Below are 16421 nucleotides of genomic sequence, written 5' to 3' on the forward strand. Positions count from 1 at the left end.
GCGACCCGCGCGCACTGGGCGCCGATAGAGGTTGAGCATGCAGGCCCTAGAAGTTAAGAGCTTTCTTGAAGGAAAGCTGCCGGATACGACCGTAGAAGTTGAAGGCGAAGGCTGCAACTTCCAGCTGAACGTGATTAGCGATGAACTGGCGGCACTCAGCCCGGTCAAGCGTCAACAGCAGATCTATGCCCATTTGAACCCGTGGATCACCGATGGCAGCATCCATGCGGTCACTATGAAATTTTTCAGCCGCGCGGCCTGGGCCGAGCGCACCTGAGCCCCCAAGGCGTCGAGATTCTTATGGATAAATTGATTATTACCGGCGGTGCCCGCCTTGATGGCGAGATTCGCATCTCCGGTGCAAAAAACTCTGCCTTGCCGATCCTGGCAGCGACCCTGCTGTGCGATGGCCCGGTCACCGTGGCCAACCTGCCGCACCTGCACGACATCACCACCATGATCGAGCTGTTCGGTCGCATGGGCATTGAGCCGGTGATCGACGAGAAGCTGGCCGTTGAAATCGACCCACGCACCATCAAGACCCTGGTCGCCCCGTACGAACTGGTGAAAACCATGCGTGCGTCGATCCTGGTGCTGGGCCCGATGGTTGCCCGTTTCGGAGAAGCCGAAGTCGCCTTGCCTGGCGGTTGCGCCATCGGTTCGCGTCCGGTGGACCTGCACATCCGTGGCCTCGAAGCCATGGGCGCAGTCATCGACGTCGAAGGCGGCTACATCAAGGCCAAGGCGCCGGAAGGCGGCCTGCGTGGCGCGAACTTCTTCTTTGATACCGTCAGCGTGACCGGTACCGAGAACATCATGATGGCCGCTGCCCTGGCCAAAGGCCGCAGCGTGCTGCAGAACGCCGCGCGCGAGCCGGAAGTGGTCGACCTGGCCAACTTCCTGAACGCCATGGGTGCCAAGGTTTCCGGCGCCGGCACCGACACCATCACCATCGATGGTGTAGAGCGCCTGCACACCGCTACCTACAAGGTCATGCCAGACCGTATCGAGACCGGCACCTACCTGGTTGCCGCCGCCGTGACCGGTGGCCGCGTCAAGGTCAAGGACACCGATCCGACTATCCTGGAAGCGGTCCTGGAAAAACTGCGCGAAGCCGGTGCCGAAATCACCACCGGTGAAGACTGGATCGAGCTGAACATGCACGGCAAGCGTCCTAAAGCCGTCAACGTGCGTACCGCTCCGTACCCGGCGTTCCCGACCGACATGCAGGCGCAGTTCATCTCCTTGAACGCCATTGCCGAAGGCACCGGCGCCGTGATCGAGACCATCTTCGAAAACCGCTTCATGCACGTGTACGAGCTGCACCGCATGGGCGCGAAGATCCAGGTTGAAGGCAACACCGCCATCGTTACCGGCACCGAGAAACTCAAGGGCGCGCCAGTGATGGCCACTGACCTGCGGGCTTCGGCCAGCCTGGTGATCTCGGCGCTGATCGCCGAAGGCGATACCCTGATCGACCGTATCTACCACATAGACCGTGGTTACGAGTGCATCGAAGAAAAACTGCAGATGCTCGGCGCGAAAATCCGCCGCGTACCGGGCTAGTCCCTGCTGCGCTGTAGGAGCGAGCTTGCTCGCGAAAAACTTCAACGATAACGTGTTTATCTAGAATCAACGCGGTGTCCATGAGTTCTTCGCGAGCAAGCTCGCTCCTACAAATACAGATTTGTTTGAAATCGAGGCTGTAATGGCCTCGATCTGTGTCCGGCGCCGTTTGCGACCGGGCAGCAATAGCCTGATGAAGGACTGACGTTTCCCATGTTGACCATCGCACTGTCCAAGGGCCGCATCCTTGACGACACTTTGCCGCTTCTGGCTGAAGCGGGCATCGTGCCGACCGAGAATCCGGACAAGAGCCGCAAGCTGATCATCCCTACGACCCAGGACGACGTTCGCCTGTTGATCGTGCGGGCTACCGACGTGCCGACCTACGTTGAGCATGGCGCGGCCGACCTCGGTGTCGCCGGTAAGGACGTGCTGATGGAATACGGCGGCCAGGGCCTGTACGAGCCATTGGACCTGCGTATCGCCCTGTGCAAGCTGATGACTGCCGGCCGTGTTGGCGACGTCGAGCCTAAAGGCCGCCTGCGCGTGGCGACCAAGTTTGTCAACGTTGCCAAGCGTTACTACGCCGAACAAGGTCGTCAGGTCGACATCATCAAGCTCTACGGCTCGATGGAGCTGGCGCCGCTGATCGGCCTGGCCGACAAGATCATCGACGTGGTCGACACCGGCAACACCCTGCGTGCCAACGGTCTTGAGCCGCAAGAATTCATTGCCGACATCAGCTCCCGCCTGATCGTCAACAAAGCATCGATGAAGATGCAGCACGCCCGTATCCAGGCGTTGATCGACACCCTGCGCAAGGCAGTGGAGTCGCGACACCGCGGTTGACTTACCCGCGTAGCCGGAAGGCTGCGCCCGTCTATCCGCCTCATAGCCAGAATTCTCAGGTGCCCAAGCGGAAACGACTGCTAGTTTAGGGCGCCTGAGTTTTTGCCAATTCTATTGAGGCCCTCGCTATGACCACGTCCACTGCAATTGCCCGACTCAACGCTGCCGACCCGGATTTCGCCCATCATCTGGATCATCTGCTGAGCTGGGAAAGCGTGTCCGACGAGTCGGTCAACGGGCGAGTGCTCGACATCATCAAGGCCGTGCGCGAGCGTGGTGATGCGGCGCTGGTGGACTTTACCCGTCAGTTCGATGGCCTGGACGTTGCGTCGATGGCCGATCTGATCCTGCCCCGTGAACGCTTGGAACTTGCCCTGACGCGCATTACTGCACCTCAGCGCGAAGCCCTGGAAGTTGCGGCGGCGCGGGTGCGCAGCTACCACGAAAAGCAGAAACAGGACTCCTGGAGCTACACCGAGGCCGACGGCACCGTGCTGGGCCAGAAGGTCACACCGCTGGACCGCGCTGGTCTGTACGTGCCGGGCGGCAAGGCGTCGTACCCGTCGTCGGTGTTGATGAACGCGATCCCGGCCAAAGTGGCGGGCGTAACCGAAGTGGTCATGGTGGTGCCGACCCCGCGCGGGGAAATCAATGAGCTGGTGCTGGCCGCCGCCTGCATCGCCGGTGTCGACCGCGTGTTCACCATCGGTGGCGCCCAAGCCGTCGCGGCCTTGGCTTACGGCACCGAGAGCGTGCCGAAAGTAGATAAGGTGGTCGGCCCTGGCAACATCTACGTCGCCACCGCCAAGCGCCACGTGTTCGGCCAGGTCGGTATCGACATGATCGCCGGCCCGTCGGAAATCCTCGTGGTGTGCGACGGTCAGACTGATCCGGACTGGATCGCCATGGACCTGTTTTCCCAGGCCGAGCACGACGAAGACGCCCAGGCGATCTTGGTCAGCCCGGACGCCGAATTCCTTGACCAGGTCGCCGCCAGCATCAACAAGCTGCTGCCGACCATGGACCGCGCGGAGATCATCGAGAAGTCGATCAATGGCCGTGGCGCGTTGATCCTGGTGCGCGACATGGAGCAGGCCATTGAAGTGGCCAACCGCATTGCGCCGGAGCACCTGGAGCTGTCCGTCGCCGATCCACAAGCCTGGCTGCCGTCGATCCGCCATGCCGGTGCGATCTTCATGGGCCGCCACACCAGCGAAGCCCTGGGCGACTACTGCGCGGGCCCGAATCACGTGCTGCCGACGTCCGGCACCGCGCGTTTCTCCTCGCCACTGGGGGTGTATGACTTCCAGAAGCGTTCGTCGATCATCTTCTGTTCGCCACAGGGTGCTTCCGAACTGGGCAAGACCGCCTCGGTGCTGGCCCGTGGTGAGTCCCTGAGCGCTCACGCCCGTAGCGCTGAATACCGCATCCTTGAAGAGAAGGGGAACTGAGACATGAGCAAATTCTGGAGCCCTTTCGTCAAGGACCTCGTGCCTTACGTGCCCGGCGAGCAACCCAAGCTGACCAAATTGGTCAAGCTCAACACCAATGAAAACCCCTACGGCCCATCGCCCAAGGCGTTGGCCGCGATGCAGGCCGAGTTGAACGACAACCTGCGCCTGTACCCGGACCCCAACAGCGACCTGCTCAAGCAGGCGGTCGCCAAGTATTACGGGATTGATGCCGGCAAGGTGTTCCTCGGCAACGGCTCCGACGAGGTCCTGGCCCACATCTTCCACGGCCTGTTCCAGCACGACCTGCCGCTGCTGTTCCCAGATATCAGCTACAGCTTCTATCCGGTTTACTGCGGGCTGTATGGCATCCAATCCGACCCGGTGCCGCTGGACGAACAGTTCCAGATTCGTGTGGCGGATTACGCCAAGCCCAACGGTGGGATCATCTTCCCCAACCCGAACGCGCCGACCGGTACTGTGCTGGCGCTGGACGCGGTGGAGCAGATTCTCAAGGCCAGTCCGGATTCGGTGGTAGTGGTTGATGAAGCCTATATCGACTTCGGTGGCGAAACCGCCATCAGCCTGGTGGACCGTTACCCGAACCTGCTGGTGACCCAGACCCTGTCCAAATCGCGCTCACTGGCCGGTTTGCGGGTGGGCCTGGCCGTGGGCCATCCGGATCTGATCGAGGCGCTGGAGCGCGTCAAGAACAGCTTCAACTCCTATCCGCTGGATCGCCTGGCGATTGTCGGCGCGGCGGCGGCGTTCGAGGACCGTGAGTACTTCGACAAGACGTGTCAGTTGGTGATCGACAGCCGCAACAAGGTGATTGGGCAGTTGGAGGCGAAGGGCTTTGAAGTGTTGCCGTCGGCAGCCAACTTCATCTTTGCCCGTCACCCACAGCATGACGCGGCGGGCCTGGCGGCCAAGTTGCGTGAGCAAGGGGTGATTGTTCGTCACTTCAAGCAGGCGCGGATTGCCCAATTCCTGCGGATCAGCATCGGCACGCCGGAGCAGAACCAGGCGTTGATCGACGGCCTCGGCCAGCTGTAGCCCCCCTGTAGGAGCCGGCTTGCCGGCGATGAGGCCCTTAAACCATCACTGAACTCAAGGGCGCCATCGCCGGCAAGCCGGCTCCTACAGAGATTGCGTTTACAGCAGCGGTTCGTCCGGCTTTTTGTTCTTCCAACCATCATTGCCCGGCAGCAGCAGGTTCAAACCAATCGCTACCACCGCGCACAGGGCGATGCCCTTCAGGCCGAAATCATCCGGCCCGGTGCCGGTGCCGACCAGCACACCGCCAATGCCGAACACCAACGTCACTGACACGATCACCAGGTTGCGCGCCTCGCCCAGGTCAATCTTGTGGCGGATCAGCGTGTTCATGCCCACCGCAGCAATCGAACCGAACAGCAGGCACAGGATCCCGCCCATCACCGGCACGGGGATGCTCTGCAGCAGTGCGCCAAACTTGCCGATGAACGCCAGGCTGATGGCAAACACCGCCGCCCAGGTCATGATTTTCGGGTTGTAGTTCTTGGTCAGCATCACCGCACCGGTCACTTCCGCGTAGGTCGTGTTAGGCGGGCCACCAAACATACCGGCTGCCGTAGTGGCAATGCCGTCGCCCAGCAAGGTGCGGTGCAGGCCAGGCTTCTTCAGGTAGTCGCGACCGGTCACGCTGCCGACCGCAATCACACCACCGATATGCTCGATCGCCGGGGCCAGGGCCACCGGGACGATGAACAGGATCGCCTGCCAGTTGAATTCCGGCGCGGTGAAGTGGGGCAGGGCGAACCACGGCGCGGCGGCGATCTTCGCCGTGTCGACCACGCCAAAGTAGAACGACATGGCAAAACCCACCAGCACGCCAGAGATGATTGGCACCAGGCGGAAAATACCCTGGCCGAACACCGCCACGATCAACGTGGTCAGCAGCGCCGGCATCGAGATCAGCATCGCTGTCTTGTAGGGGATCAGTTCGGCACCGTCACCGCCTTTGCCCATCGCCATGTTCGCGGCGATCGGCGCCATGGCGAGGCCGATGGAGATGATCACCGGGCCAATGACCACGGGAGGGAGCAGTCGGTCGATGAAACCGGTGCCCTTGATCTTCACGGCAGCGCCCAGGAAGGTGTAGACGAAACCGGCCGCCATCACCCCGCCCATGGTCGCTGCGAGGCCGAATTGCTGCTTGGCGAGAATGATCGGGGTGATGAAGGCAAAGCTCGACGCCAGGAAGACTGGCACCTGGCGGCCCGTTACGACCTGGAATAACAACGTGCCCAGGCCGGCGGTGAACAATGCAACGTTTGGATCAAGACCTGTGATCAGCGGCATCAACACCAGCGCGCCAAATGCCACGAAGAGCATTTGTGCGCCAGACAGGATCTGGCGCCAAAGCGGGTCGTTGAATTCATCCTGCATGCTCACGCGTCCTTCTGCTTGGTGCCGAAGATCTTGTCACCGGCATCGCCCAGGCCTGGGATGATGTAGCCGTGTTCGTTCAGGCGCTCGTCGATGGAGGCGGTGTAGATCTGCACGTCCGGGTGGGCCTTCTCGACGGCCGCAATGCCTTCGGGTGCAGCGACGAGGACCATGGCGCGGATGTCCCGGCAACCGGCTTTTTTCAGCAGGTCGATGGTGGCAACCATGGAACTGCCGGTGGCCAGCATCGGGTCGATGATCATCGCCAGGCGCTCGTTGATTTCCGGAACGAGTTTTTCCAGGTAGGTGTGGGCCTCCAGCGTCTCTTCATTGCGGGCTACGCCCACGGCGCTGACCTTGGCGCCCGGGATCAGGCTGAGCACGCCTTCGAGCATGCCGATACCGGCGCGCAGGATCGGGACCACGGTGATTTTCTTACCAGCGATTTTCTCCACTTGGACGGGACCGGCCCAACCGGGGATCTCGTAGGTTTCCAGGGGCAAATCCTTGGTGGCTTCGTAAGTGAGCAACGCTCCGACTTCCTGAGCAAGCTCACGGAAGTTCTTCGTGCTAATGTCGGCGCGGCGCATAAGGCCGAGCTTGTGTCGGATCAGCGGGTGGCGGATCTCGCGAGTGGGCATGGGAAAGGCTCCGGCGGCGGGCAAAAAAACCGGCCTAGATTAATCTATCCGAGGGTGTTGTCCTATAGACATCTAGTACGTTAGTCCATTAACGCTTGCTCGGAGCGCACGAGAAGCGTACCTTCGCCCGCTTTTCTTGCCACAGCACCCCCTTGGAGAGCGCCATGTCCGCTGATCTCGAGCATATCCGTCAAATCATGCGCGAGGCTGACTGCCTGTACACTGAAGCGCAAGTCGAAGCGGCGATCGCCAAGGTCGGCGCGCACATCACCCGCGAAATGGCCGACACCAACCCGGTGGTCTTCTGCGTGATGAACGGTGGCCTGATCTTCGCCGGCAAATTGCTGACCCACCTGCAATTCCCGCTGGAAGCGTCCTACCTGCACGCCACCCGTTATCGCAACGAAACCAGTGGCGGCGACCTGTTCTGGAAAGCCAAGCCGGAAGTCTCGTTCATCGACCGCGACGTGCTGATCATCGACGACATCCTCGATGAAGGCCACACCCTGGGCGCGATCATCGACTTCTGCAAGCACGCTGGCGCGCGCAAGGTGCACACCGCCGTGCTGATCGACAAAGACCACGACCGTAAGGCCCGCCCAGACCTCAAGGCCGATTATGTCGGCCTGCCGTGCATCGACCGCTACATCTTCGGTTACGGCATGGACTACAAAGGCTACTGGCGCAACGCCAATGGCATCTACGCCGTCAAAGGGATGTAAGCCATGGCCCGCTTTCTTGATCAGACGCTGTTTGCCGAACTGGCCGAGAAAGCGGGCGCCAGCCCTCGTGGCCGGCACCATCACAATTTCCATCAGATGGAAGAACCCTGCCATCGCCTGGCGGTGGGCCTGCAACCGGACACCTACGTGCCGCCTCATCGGCACCTGAGCGCGGACAAGGCGGAAACCTTGCTTGTGCTGCAGGGCAGCCTGGGTTTGCTGGTGTTCAGCGAAACGGGCGAAGTGCTCGTCAAGCGTGTGATGCAGGCCGGTGGTGAATGCGCCGGCGTCGATCTTCCGCCCGGCGTATTCCACGGTTTGGTGGTGCTGGAGCCCGACACCGTGATGTTCGAGTGCAAGGCTGGGCCCTATCGTCCGGTGGGCGAGGGTGAACAGGCCGACTGGGCGCCCCGCGAAGGCGATGCCGGCGTGGCCGAGTATCAACGCTGGATGCTTGCCCAGTTCGATTGAGCTACAGTGCTGGGCCCATCTTGCCGGAGCGGCCCATGAGCCTGTTGATACGCACCTGCGCCGCCCTGGCGCTGACCCTCAGCCTGCCGCTGGCCGCCGCGCCTGCACCGATGCACAGCCAGTTCCTGCCCTCGGATGACCTGACCCTGCGCGCCGAAGCGCCGGACCAGCAGCAATTGCTGCAAGTCACCGAGTACGCGGTGGTGGTGGGCAACCAGCGCCAGTCCAGCCAACAGCCGATCCCGGTGACCTCGCCGCTGATGATCCGCCTCAAGGGCAAGTCCCTGAACAAAGGCGCGTCCATCGCCCAAGTGGTGCTCAATTTCGACGCCGAAAGCAAAAGCCTGAAAAAGCCGGCCTACGATGACAAGAGTAAAACCCTGACCTTGTCCTACCCGGTGGCTCAATATCGCGTGATTGTCGACTTGCTGCGCAATGACACGGTGTACGTGCAGTTTCTCAGTTATGCCAACGGGCATATCTGGGCGGATCTGCACACGGGTGCTGTAAAGGCCAGGTAGCCCCGCCTACACAAGCCCGCGCCCCGCAGGTAGACTTCAAACCCCGTGTAAATGTCTGCAGGCTGGAGTCGGTAATGCGTAAAGATAAGAAACAGGTGATTGGTGACGAGATCGGCGACGATCAGATCAAGTTGTTCCTGGACTTCGAGCCGGTCGACGCGACTTCCCCGTCCCTGCACAAGCTGATCAAGGCCTACCGTGGCCTGCGTATCGACGATTTCGAGCGGTTCCTGGGCTTTTTCAAGGAAGCGGGCCTGGACCTCGACGGCAAGGATGAGCATGGCCAGACCTTCGTCGACCTGATCAAGGACCAGCGCCACGCGGACGAGTACATCGAATTGATCGAAAGCGCTCGCGGCTGATTATCCGAGACATAAAAAAACGCCCCGTTCTCATTGCGAGAGCGGGGCGTTTTTGCTTTCTACTGTAGGAGCGAGCTTGCTCGCGAAAAACCAGAGAGCGCTGCGTTAATCCATATGCGCTGCGTTATCGTTGACGTTTTTCGCGAGCGAGCTCGCTCCTACAGGTTCAACCAGCTCCAGGCTGATGTTGTTCTGCGCGTTGATCTTGCGGTACAGCTCCGCATCCGTTTCCAGGACTTTTTCCCGTGCCGGGAAAATTTCCTGCAACTTGGCGGCCCATTCACCCGCGGCTTTGCTCGGGAAGCACTTCTCGATCAATTCCAGCATGATCGAAACGGTCACCGAAGCACCCGGGGATGCACCCAGCAGCGCGGCCAGCGAGCCGTCTTTGGCCGCGACCAGCTCGGTACCGAATTGCAGCACGCCGCCTTTTTTCGGGTCTTTCTTGATGATCTGCACCCGTTGGCCGGCCACTTCCAGGCGCCAGTCTTCGGCTTTCGCCTCCGGGTAGAAGCGACGCAGGGATTCCAGGCGCTGTTCCATGGACTGGCGTACTTCGCTGACCAGATACTTGGTCAGGTCCATGTTGTCGCGGGCCACGGCGAGCATCGGGCCGATGTTGCCGGCGCGAATCGACATCGGCAGGTCGAGGAACGAGCCGTGCTTGAGGAACTTGGTTGTAAAGCCGGCGTATGGCCCGAACAACAGGGACTTCTTGCCGTCCACCACACGGGTGTCCAGGTGCGGTACGGACATCGGTGGCGAACCTACGGCTGCCTGGCTGTAGACCTTGGCCTGGTGATGCTTGACCACTTCCGGGTTGTCGCAACGCAGCCACTGGCCGCTGACCGGGAAGCCGCCAAAGCCTTTGCTCTCTTCGATGCCCGAGGCCTGCAGCAGCGGCAGGGCCGCGCCGCCGGCGCCGAGGAACACGAACTTGGCGTCCACTTCACGGCTGTTGCCGCTGTTGACGTCCTTGATGCTCACGGTCCAGCCCGCGCCGTTGCGCTTGAGGCCGGTCACGCGCTTGCTGTACTTGACCTGGGCGTCTGCCGAGCTGGTCAGGTGGCTGAGCAGTTGGTTGGTCAGTGCGCCGAAGTTGACGTCAGTGCCGTTCATGACACGGGTGGCCGCGATTTTTTCATCGAGCGGGCGGCCCGGCATCATCAGCGGCATCCACTCGGCCATTTCGCTACGGTCTTCGGTGTAGTGCATGTCCGAAAACGCGTGGTGCTGGCTGAGGGTTTCAAAGCGTTTCTTGAGGAAGTCCACGCCTTTGTCGCCCTGCACGAAGCTCAGGTGCGGCACCGGGCTGATAAAGGACTTGGACGAGCCAAAAGTGCCCTTTTTGGTCAGGTACGCCCAGAACTGCTTCGACACCTCGAACTGAGTGTTGATGTGCACGGCTTTCTTGATGTCGATGGAGCCATCGGCGGCCTGCGGCGTGTAGTTCAGCTCACACAGCCCGGCGTGGCCGGTCCCGGCGTTGTTCCACGGGTTGGAACTTTCCGCGGCACCCGAATCCATCAGCTCAACGACTTCCAGCTTGAGACCGGGGTCGAGCTCTTTGAGCAGTACGGCCAGGGTGGCACTCATGATGCCGGCCCCTACCAGTACTACGTCGACTGCTTCGTTATGCGCCATTTAACGCGTCTCCAAAATCTGCAGCACCAAATTGACGGCATGGCTGCCAGGAGTGATGGGGCGGTTCACGTGTTGCCCCAGGTTACCCATGGCCAGGATCGCCATGTCCGATTCGCAATTCTTTGCATGTTCAGCGCACGCTTCCTGCCGGGCTAATCTGCCTATGAACGCATTCATGGGCGCCTGTGGCAATTCGACTTATGGTCAAAGCGTGCGATTCGTGCAACCAATCCGTAGCGGACAGGCTCAAGCTCCGGTTTTTAAGGCGTGCTCGGTCCTGTGTGGTTGGGCTGTTCCAGACGCTGATGGTGCTTGTACAAACGCCAAACTATTCATTTGCTCGCCACACTCTTGTGAAGTTGTGAAAACCCGTTTTTTCACGCTCTTTTGAAGACGTGAACCTCAAAAAAGGGCTGCCCCAGCCTGGCACCTGGCCCCTAGCCGACACGCGGCAAAACGGGCAAACAACTCAAGTGGCCGAGCGCAATGGCAGCTCTGGCAGATTCGGTAAAGGCGGATGGTTTGCAAGGAAAACAGCAAGCACGCCAGCTTCACTCGATCTGTGTGGGCGGCTCTCTGTGGGCGATTGGGGGGTTAGTGCCGAGGCATTAACGATGCTGCGAGGCCCGATCAGGAGACGTCCTTATAATCGGGGGGAGATTGTAGCGAAGAACGCCAGGGAAATGGGCGTGTTTTATGACTTTTATTAAGGATCTGGTCAGGAAGCCAGCGCGTGGCGTGGGTGCCCATGTGTCGACATCGAGTTCACCCGGGCGCTGGCCGGCAGCGGGCGGTGCATCCAACCCAGATGGGTCTCCGCTACTTCCACCCAGCCCTCGCCGACCGGAGGCAGGCTGCACTGTTTGAACGCCAGGCAATGGCCGCGTGCGTCAAGCAAGGCATAGTGGCGATGACGGGCGTTTGGCATGAACAGCGATTTGAGAAGGCGCATGGCTTTGTACCTATGGTGTTACATGCTTGAAGGTTGCCAGTGTGTCATGACATTGGAATGACGAATTTATGCGAAGTTGTAATTTCAACGCGGCTTCAGCTCCCGTTCAGGATGGCTGGTGAGTGGCGTGCGTGCACCGTTATACTGCTGGCCTGTTTGCGCCTAGTCTTGGAGAAATGAGTATGTTGCAACGCCTGTTGTTCGGTTTGATCACTGTGACCAGTTTGACCCTGGTTGGCTGCGCCAACAGCCCGCAACAACTCAGTCCAGAGCCGAAAGTCACCTCCCAGCTGGCGCCTGTCGGGCATGGCCAGCCGGTGTCGGTGCGTGTGGTGGATGGCCGTCCATCGCCAACCCTCGGCTCGCGCGGTGGCCTGTACCCTGAGACCGCTTTGGTTTCTGTGAATGCCCAGGACGTACTGCCCAAGCTGCAGGCCCAGGCTGAAGCCGCCGTGCGTCTGCTGGGTTTCACCCCGAGCGCCAACGCACCGGGTGCGCCGCAACTGACCATCACCCTGGCCGAGCTGAAGTACCAGTCGCCTAAAGACGGCCTGTACGTGACCGAAGCGTCCATCGGCGCGACCTTCAAGTCCGACGTCAGCGCCGGCACCCGTCGCTACAGCGGTCGCTACGGTGCGTCCCTGAACCAGCGCTTCGGCATGTCGCCGAACCAGGAAACCAACACCAAGCTGGTCAGCGACGTCCTCAGTGATGCGTTGACCCGCCTGTTCAAGGACCCAAGCATCGGTTCCTTGCTCAGCTCGCAATAACCGATTCAACAAAAAGCCGGGCCCAGTGATGAGCCCGGCTTTTTTTCGCCTCCAGTTTCACGCGGCGGTGTCGATACAGAAATCCAGCAGGCTCACCCCTGTCAGCAGATCGGTCTCCGGCAGGTCTGCGTGCTGGTGCCCGCCGAGGGCGCAATACACCAGCCAGTGGCGGTCCTGGACGTTGAAGGCCAGGCCGCCGACCAGTGCTTCTTGCTCATCACTTTGGGTGATCAGGTACAGCCGATCCTGGTTTTGCGCGTGCAGCATGACAAGCTCCTAAGCGTCGAAGGGCAACAGAGTGGCTTGTTAAGGTGACGTTCAGGTGACGGCGTAAATTACTGGATACATTAACCGTCAATGGGGGAGGGAGCATTTACGGCGCCGGAGGCCACTATCGTTCAGGTTTGTATCTGAACCGATACCAAAATACTGTTCTACCGAGGTTTGCGATGGCGCTGCCCGCATTATTGACCAATGTTGTTGCGTTAGCGGTGGCTTGCCCGGGCGCTGCGCTGCTGTTCATTACCCGCCTGCGCGAACAGCGCGCAATGGCCGACCTGACCGCGCAGGGCGAAGACCGCGCGATCGACCAACCGATGTTGTTTCTGGATGTGCGCACCGAGCGGGCACATCGTCTGGCATACCGCGTCGGATTTGCCTGCCTTGGGCTGGCGCTGGCCATCTCCTGGCTCAGCACCCGCCTGTAGGAGCTGGCTTGCCAGCGATCGCATCACCGCGGTACGCCTGAGTACCGAGTCGCCGGCATCGCCGGCAAGCCAGCTCCTACAAGGGTTACAGCGGTATTCCCGCCTTGACCCGATACTGATTACGCACCGGCGTTGCATATTGCACCACCAGGAAGGGTCGGTGCTCGGCCGGGCACTCGCTCAAGCGTCGCTCCCACTCCGCCTTCGCCTTGGCCAGTTCGTCCGCCGGGAACACTTCGGCGGCGGTCGGCACCTGCAATTGCGGGTCGGCATCGCTCCACTGGGCGTAGGCCAGGTAATGCACCGGGAACAAGCGGTATCCGCCGAGAATCTGCCGGTCCATTTCGGCGGCCAGCAGTTTGGTGTCTTCGAAGCGCTCGGTGATCGGCGGCGCGAAGTTCACATGCACCCGGCCTTTGTAGCCGGTGATGCCCAGCGCAATGCTCACGTCATCCTCGCCCGGCGCCTTGCTGTAGGTACCGGTAGTAGCGCGGATGTACAGTTCACGGGCCTTGGCTGAATCGCACGGGTCGTATTCGTAGCTGATGGACACCGGCGTCAGGTTCAGCGACTGGATCACCTCGGCAAACGGCTCTTCCTTGCGGCTGACGTGGAACATCTTGAGGATCGCCGACTCGGTGCGATCATCCCCATCCTTGGCGCGCCCTTCAGCCTGGGCGATCCAGATCGACGCACCGTCGTTGCGGATCGAATGGTTGATGTACGCCGACAGCAGCTGATAGGCCGCCATCTTCTCTTTGCGCCCGGTGATCGAGCGGTGCACGATGAAACTCTTGTTCAGGCGCATCAGGTCGCTGACAAACGGCTTTTGCAGCAGGTTGTCACCGATAGCGATACGCGGTGTCGGCAGGCCGGCGTGGTACACGGCGTAGTTGACGAAGGCCGGGTCCATTACGATATCGCGGTGGTTGGCCAGGAACAGGTAGGCCGTGCCGGACTTGAGCTGCTCGACGCCGGTGTAGGTCACGCCGTCGGTCGCCCGGTCGATGGTGTGGTCGACGTAGTACTCGACTTTGTCCTGCAGCGTGGCCACGGTGGTGACGCCAGCGAACTCGCGGCGCAGTTTGCGGGCGATCATCGGCTTGAGCAGCCAGCCCAGGGCGCCGGCAAAGCGCGGGAAGCGGAAGTGGGTCAGGATGTCCAGAAAGGCCTTGTCACTGAACAGACGTGCCAGCACTGCCGGGACTTCGCTGTCGTTGTAAGGTCGGATGGTATCGAATTCGCCCATCATGCTCTCTTGTTAGAAACGGCTAGGGTAAGTAAAGGAAATACCAGGGTGCGGACTGAGGAATGGCCCAGCCGGAAATAGCCCTGTAAATAGACCGGCGATTATACGCACAAGTCACCTTGGAGGCTGCGATGCTGGAAAATGCGACGTACGATTGTCCTTATTGTGGTGAAGCGGTCGAAACGACGGTGGATTTGTCTGGCGGTGACCAGACCTATATAGAAGACTGCCAAGTGTGTTGCCGGCCGATCATTTTCGATCTGCAGGTGCACGGGGAAGAGTGGATGCTCGAAACCCGAAGCGAAAACGAATAACGGGTACGCTGATGCTGCGAATCTACGAACCGGAAAACCTGATGGAAGGCGAGCTGCTGCAACAGATGCTCGCCAGCGAAGGCATCGAGGCGCACTTGGTGGGCCGGCATTTGCTCGGCGGCACTGGCGAGCTGCCGATCTTTGGTCTGTTGGGCCTGGAGGTTGACAATGACCGGGCCATGCACGCCCGCGAGCTGATCACTGCCTACATCGGCGCACAACCACTACCCGGTGACGAACCCGACAGCTTCCCCGACGTGCTGGTCTGTTAGGCTGTCGGTCGGTTTACCCAAGAGTCGTGTTGCCCCATGTGTGGACGTTATGCCCTGTTTCGCTGGAATCCCGCCTTCGCTGCCTTGCCGGGCTTCCCGGCCGACCAGCAGGCCCAGTGGAATATTTCCCCGAATGATTCGGTGCTGATCCAGCGCGCCACCGACGGTCAGCGCACCCTGGCCCGCGCTCGCTGGGGCCTCACGCCGCCGTGGTTGACCGATCTTTCCCGCACGCCTGCCCATGCCCGCGCCGAAACCCTGGCCGAACAACCGATGTTCCGCGAAGCGTTCCGTCAGCGCCGTTGCCTGCTGCCCGCCAATGGGTTCTACGAATGGCGCGGCACCCAGCGTAAACGCCCGTACTGGCTGACGCCGGGGGAGGGCTCCACGTTGTTTTTCGCCGCGATCTGGGAAGCGTATCCGGTGCAGGAACAGGTGTGGTTGAGCACGGCGGTAGTGACCCAGGCGGCGCAGGCTCAGCGGCGGCCATTGATTCTGGGTGAGGCCGGGCAGGCAGCCTGGCTCGATCCCGAGACGCCGTTGCATGTGTTGCAAGGCCTGCTGGCCAGTGAACCCGTCGCGTTGCGCGAGCGGGTCCTGGCCAACATGGTCAACGATCCCAAGCTCAATGGGCCGGAGTGCCTGACCCCGGCTTAGACCTTGAACTGATTGATCAGCCGCCGCTGCTGCTCCGCCAGCTTGGTCAAGTCCGCACTGGCCGCGCTGGATTCATCCGCGCCGCCTGCTACTTCATTGGCCACCTGGCCGATATTGATCACGTTGCGATTGATGTCCTCGGCCACCGCGCTCTGTTCTTCGGCGGCACTGGCGATCTGGGTGTTCATGTCGTTGATCACCGAGACGGCCTGGGTAATCGTTTCCAGCGCTTCGGCCGCCTTGGCCGCGTGTTGCACGCTTTCATCGGTGCGGTTCTGGCTGTCCTCCATCACCCGCACCACGTCCCGCGTGCCTTGTTGCAACTGCTGGATCATGGTCTGGATTTCTTCGGTGGCCTTTTGGGTCTTTTGCGCCAGGTTGCGCACTTCGTCGGCGACCACCGCAAAACCACGGCCTTGCTCCCCGGCCCGCGCCGCTTCGATGGCGGCATTGAGCGCGAGCAGATTGGTCTGTTCGGCAATCCCGCGAATCGCCGTGAGGATGGCGTTGATGTTCTCGCTGTCCTTGGCCAGTGTTTGCACCACGCCCACCGCTTTGCCGATTTCTTCAGCCAGTGCGCCGATGGAGGTCGAGGTGTCGCGCACGATGCGCATGCCTTGGCTTGCGGCCTGATCGGCATGGCTGGCGGCTTGGGCGGCTTGGGTGGCGTTGCGCGCAACATCTTGCGCAGTCGCGGTCATCTCATGCACAGCGGTGGCGACCTGGTCGATTTCCACCATCTGTTTGTGCACGCCCTGGTTGGTGCGGATCGCAATGTCGGCGGTGTGCTCTGACGAATCGCTGACCTTCTGCACCGAACTCACCACCTGGGTGATCATGCCC

The 16421-nt window shown here is 61.0% G+C and carries 21 protein-coding genes; 14 read left to right on the forward strand and 7 right to left on the reverse strand.

Translation table 11 applies throughout. From position 1 onward, the window contains the following. Positions 1–37 precede the first annotated feature (37 nt). The 5 genes from HX868_RS07335 to hisC all read left to right on the forward strand — a co-directional run bounded on the left by HX868_RS07335 (position 38) and on the right by hisC (position 4922). Positions 38–277: a BolA family protein gene (locus HX868_RS07335; RefSeq protein WP_032886286.1), complete on the forward strand. Its 240-nt coding sequence runs from the start codon at positions 38–40 to the stop codon at positions 275–277. 23 nt (positions 278–300) lie between these two features. Then, entirely contained in the window at positions 301–1566 is a 1266-nt protein-coding gene (murA, locus tag HX868_RS07340; RefSeq protein ID WP_095014725.1) for a UDP-N-acetylglucosamine 1-carboxyvinyltransferase, read from the forward strand. Positions 1567–1779: 213 nt separating this feature from the next. Beyond that, a complete protein-coding gene (gene hisG / locus HX868_RS07345; protein WP_010213102.1) occupies positions 1780–2415 on the forward strand; it encodes an ATP phosphoribosyltransferase in 636 nt (211 codons plus the stop codon). 128 nt (positions 2416–2543) lie between these two features. Beyond that, positions 2544–3866: a histidinol dehydrogenase gene (gene hisD / locus HX868_RS07350; RefSeq protein ID WP_177002412.1), complete on the forward strand. Its 1323-nt coding sequence runs from the start codon at positions 2544–2546 to the stop codon at positions 3864–3866. A gap of 3 nt (positions 3867–3869) precedes the next feature. Further along, positions 3870–4922, forward strand: coding sequence for a histidinol-phosphate transaminase (hisC, locus tag HX868_RS07355; RefSeq protein WP_177002413.1), 1053 nt, complete (start codon positions 3870–3872; stop codon positions 4920–4922). Positions 4923–5021: 99 nt separating this feature from the next. On the opposite strand, the gene HX868_RS07360 is transcribed toward hisC, so the two are convergent. Together HX868_RS07360 and upp are read right to left on the reverse strand one after the other, a co-directional pair. Then, on the reverse strand, positions 5022–6296 hold the full coding sequence (locus tag HX868_RS07360; RefSeq protein ID WP_177002414.1) for a uracil-xanthine permease family protein: 1275 nt from the start codon (positions 6294–6296) through the stop codon (positions 5022–5024). 2 nt (positions 6297–6298) lie between these two features. Continuing rightward, positions 6299–6937: a uracil phosphoribosyltransferase gene (gene upp / locus HX868_RS07365; RefSeq protein ID WP_010213094.1), complete on the reverse strand. Its 639-nt coding sequence runs from the start codon at positions 6935–6937 to the stop codon at positions 6299–6301. 164 nt (positions 6938–7101) lie between these two features. On the opposite strand from upp, the gene HX868_RS07370 reads away from it, so the two are divergent. The 4 genes from HX868_RS07370 to HX868_RS07385 all read left to right on the forward strand — a co-directional run bounded on the left by HX868_RS07370 (position 7102) and on the right by HX868_RS07385 (position 9013). Next, positions 7102–7659, forward strand: a complete 558-nt coding sequence (locus HX868_RS07370; RefSeq protein WP_105696150.1) for a hypoxanthine-guanine phosphoribosyltransferase — start codon at positions 7102–7104, stop codon at positions 7657–7659. 3 nt (positions 7660–7662) lie between these two features. Next, positions 7663–8130 carry a WbuC family cupin fold metalloprotein gene (locus HX868_RS07375; protein ID WP_177002415.1) on the forward strand — a complete coding sequence of 156 codons (468 nt, stop codon included), beginning with the start codon at positions 7663–7665 and terminating at the stop codon, positions 8128–8130. A gap of 35 nt (positions 8131–8165) precedes the next feature. Next, complete coding sequence (locus HX868_RS07380; protein WP_177002416.1) at positions 8166–8651, forward strand: hypothetical protein; 486 nt, start codon at positions 8166–8168, stop codon at positions 8649–8651. A gap of 74 nt (positions 8652–8725) precedes the next feature. Then, on the forward strand, positions 8726–9013 hold the full coding sequence (locus tag HX868_RS07385) for a PA4642 family protein (protein ID WP_177002417.1): 288 nt from the start codon (positions 8726–8728) through the stop codon (positions 9011–9013). A 105-nt stretch (positions 9014–9118) separates the two neighbouring features. Here HX868_RS07385 and mqo read toward each other — a convergent pair whose 3' ends face one another. Next, positions 9119–10657, reverse strand: a complete 1539-nt coding sequence (gene mqo, locus HX868_RS07390) for a malate dehydrogenase (quinone) (RefSeq protein ID WP_177002418.1) — start codon at positions 10655–10657, stop codon at positions 9119–9121. A 718-nt stretch (positions 10658–11375) separates the two neighbouring features. After that, complete coding sequence (locus tag HX868_RS07395) at positions 11376–11609, reverse strand: hypothetical protein (RefSeq protein WP_016978309.1); 234 nt, start codon at positions 11607–11609, stop codon at positions 11376–11378. Between the two features lie 182 nt (positions 11610–11791). Here HX868_RS07395 and HX868_RS07400 point away from each other — a divergent pair, with 182 nt between their 5' ends. Then, positions 11792–12379 (forward strand): YajG family lipoprotein, encoded by a 588-nt coding sequence (locus tag HX868_RS07400; protein WP_177002419.1) that lies wholly within the window; start codon positions 11792–11794, stop codon positions 12377–12379. A 57-nt stretch (positions 12380–12436) separates the two neighbouring features. On the opposite strand, the gene HX868_RS07405 is transcribed toward HX868_RS07400, so the two are convergent. Further along, complete coding sequence (locus HX868_RS07405; RefSeq protein ID WP_016978307.1) at positions 12437–12646, reverse strand: hypothetical protein; 210 nt, start codon at positions 12644–12646, stop codon at positions 12437–12439. A 182-nt stretch (positions 12647–12828) separates the two neighbouring features. Between HX868_RS07405 and HX868_RS07410 the strand changes: the two genes are divergently transcribed. Next, positions 12829–13086, forward strand: a complete 258-nt coding sequence (locus HX868_RS07410; protein ID WP_177002420.1) for a hypothetical protein — start codon at positions 12829–12831, stop codon at positions 13084–13086. An 85-nt stretch (positions 13087–13171) separates the two neighbouring features. On the opposite strand, the gene HX868_RS07415 is transcribed toward HX868_RS07410, so the two are convergent. Continuing rightward, the gene (locus HX868_RS07415; protein WP_177002421.1) at positions 13172–14335 is read right to left on the reverse strand and encodes a 1-acyl-sn-glycerol-3-phosphate acyltransferase; all 1164 of its coding nucleotides are present in this window, start codon (positions 14333–14335) and stop codon (positions 13172–13174) included. A gap of 131 nt (positions 14336–14466) precedes the next feature. On the opposite strand from HX868_RS07415, the gene HX868_RS07420 reads away from it, so the two are divergent. Genes HX868_RS07420 through HX868_RS07430 form a run of 3 tightly spaced genes read left to right on the forward strand, consistent with a single transcriptional unit; the run spans position 14467 to position 15578 of the window. Then, a complete protein-coding gene (locus tag HX868_RS07420; RefSeq protein WP_071494123.1) occupies positions 14467–14649 on the forward strand; it encodes a CPXCG motif-containing cysteine-rich protein in 183 nt (60 codons plus the stop codon). Between the two features lie 11 nt (positions 14650–14660). Then, positions 14661–14921, forward strand: a complete 261-nt coding sequence (locus HX868_RS07425; protein ID WP_177002422.1) for a putative signal transducing protein — start codon at positions 14661–14663, stop codon at positions 14919–14921. A gap of 36 nt (positions 14922–14957) precedes the next feature. Continuing rightward, complete coding sequence (locus HX868_RS07430; protein WP_177002423.1) at positions 14958–15578, forward strand: SOS response-associated peptidase; 621 nt, start codon at positions 14958–14960, stop codon at positions 15576–15578. Here the strand turns inward: HX868_RS07430 and HX868_RS31195 are convergent. Continuing rightward, positions 15575–16417: a methyl-accepting chemotaxis protein gene (locus HX868_RS31195; protein ID WP_371262124.1), complete on the reverse strand. Its 843-nt coding sequence runs from the start codon at positions 16415–16417 to the stop codon at positions 15575–15577. The genes HX868_RS07430 and HX868_RS31195 overlap by 4 nt on opposite strands. Between the last annotated feature and the right edge of the window lie 4 nt (positions 16418–16421).

It is taken from the genome of Pseudomonas reactans, from assembly GCF_013385825.1.
GTDB lineage: Bacteria > Pseudomonadota > Gammaproteobacteria > Pseudomonadales > Pseudomonadaceae > Aquipseudomonas > Aquipseudomonas reactans.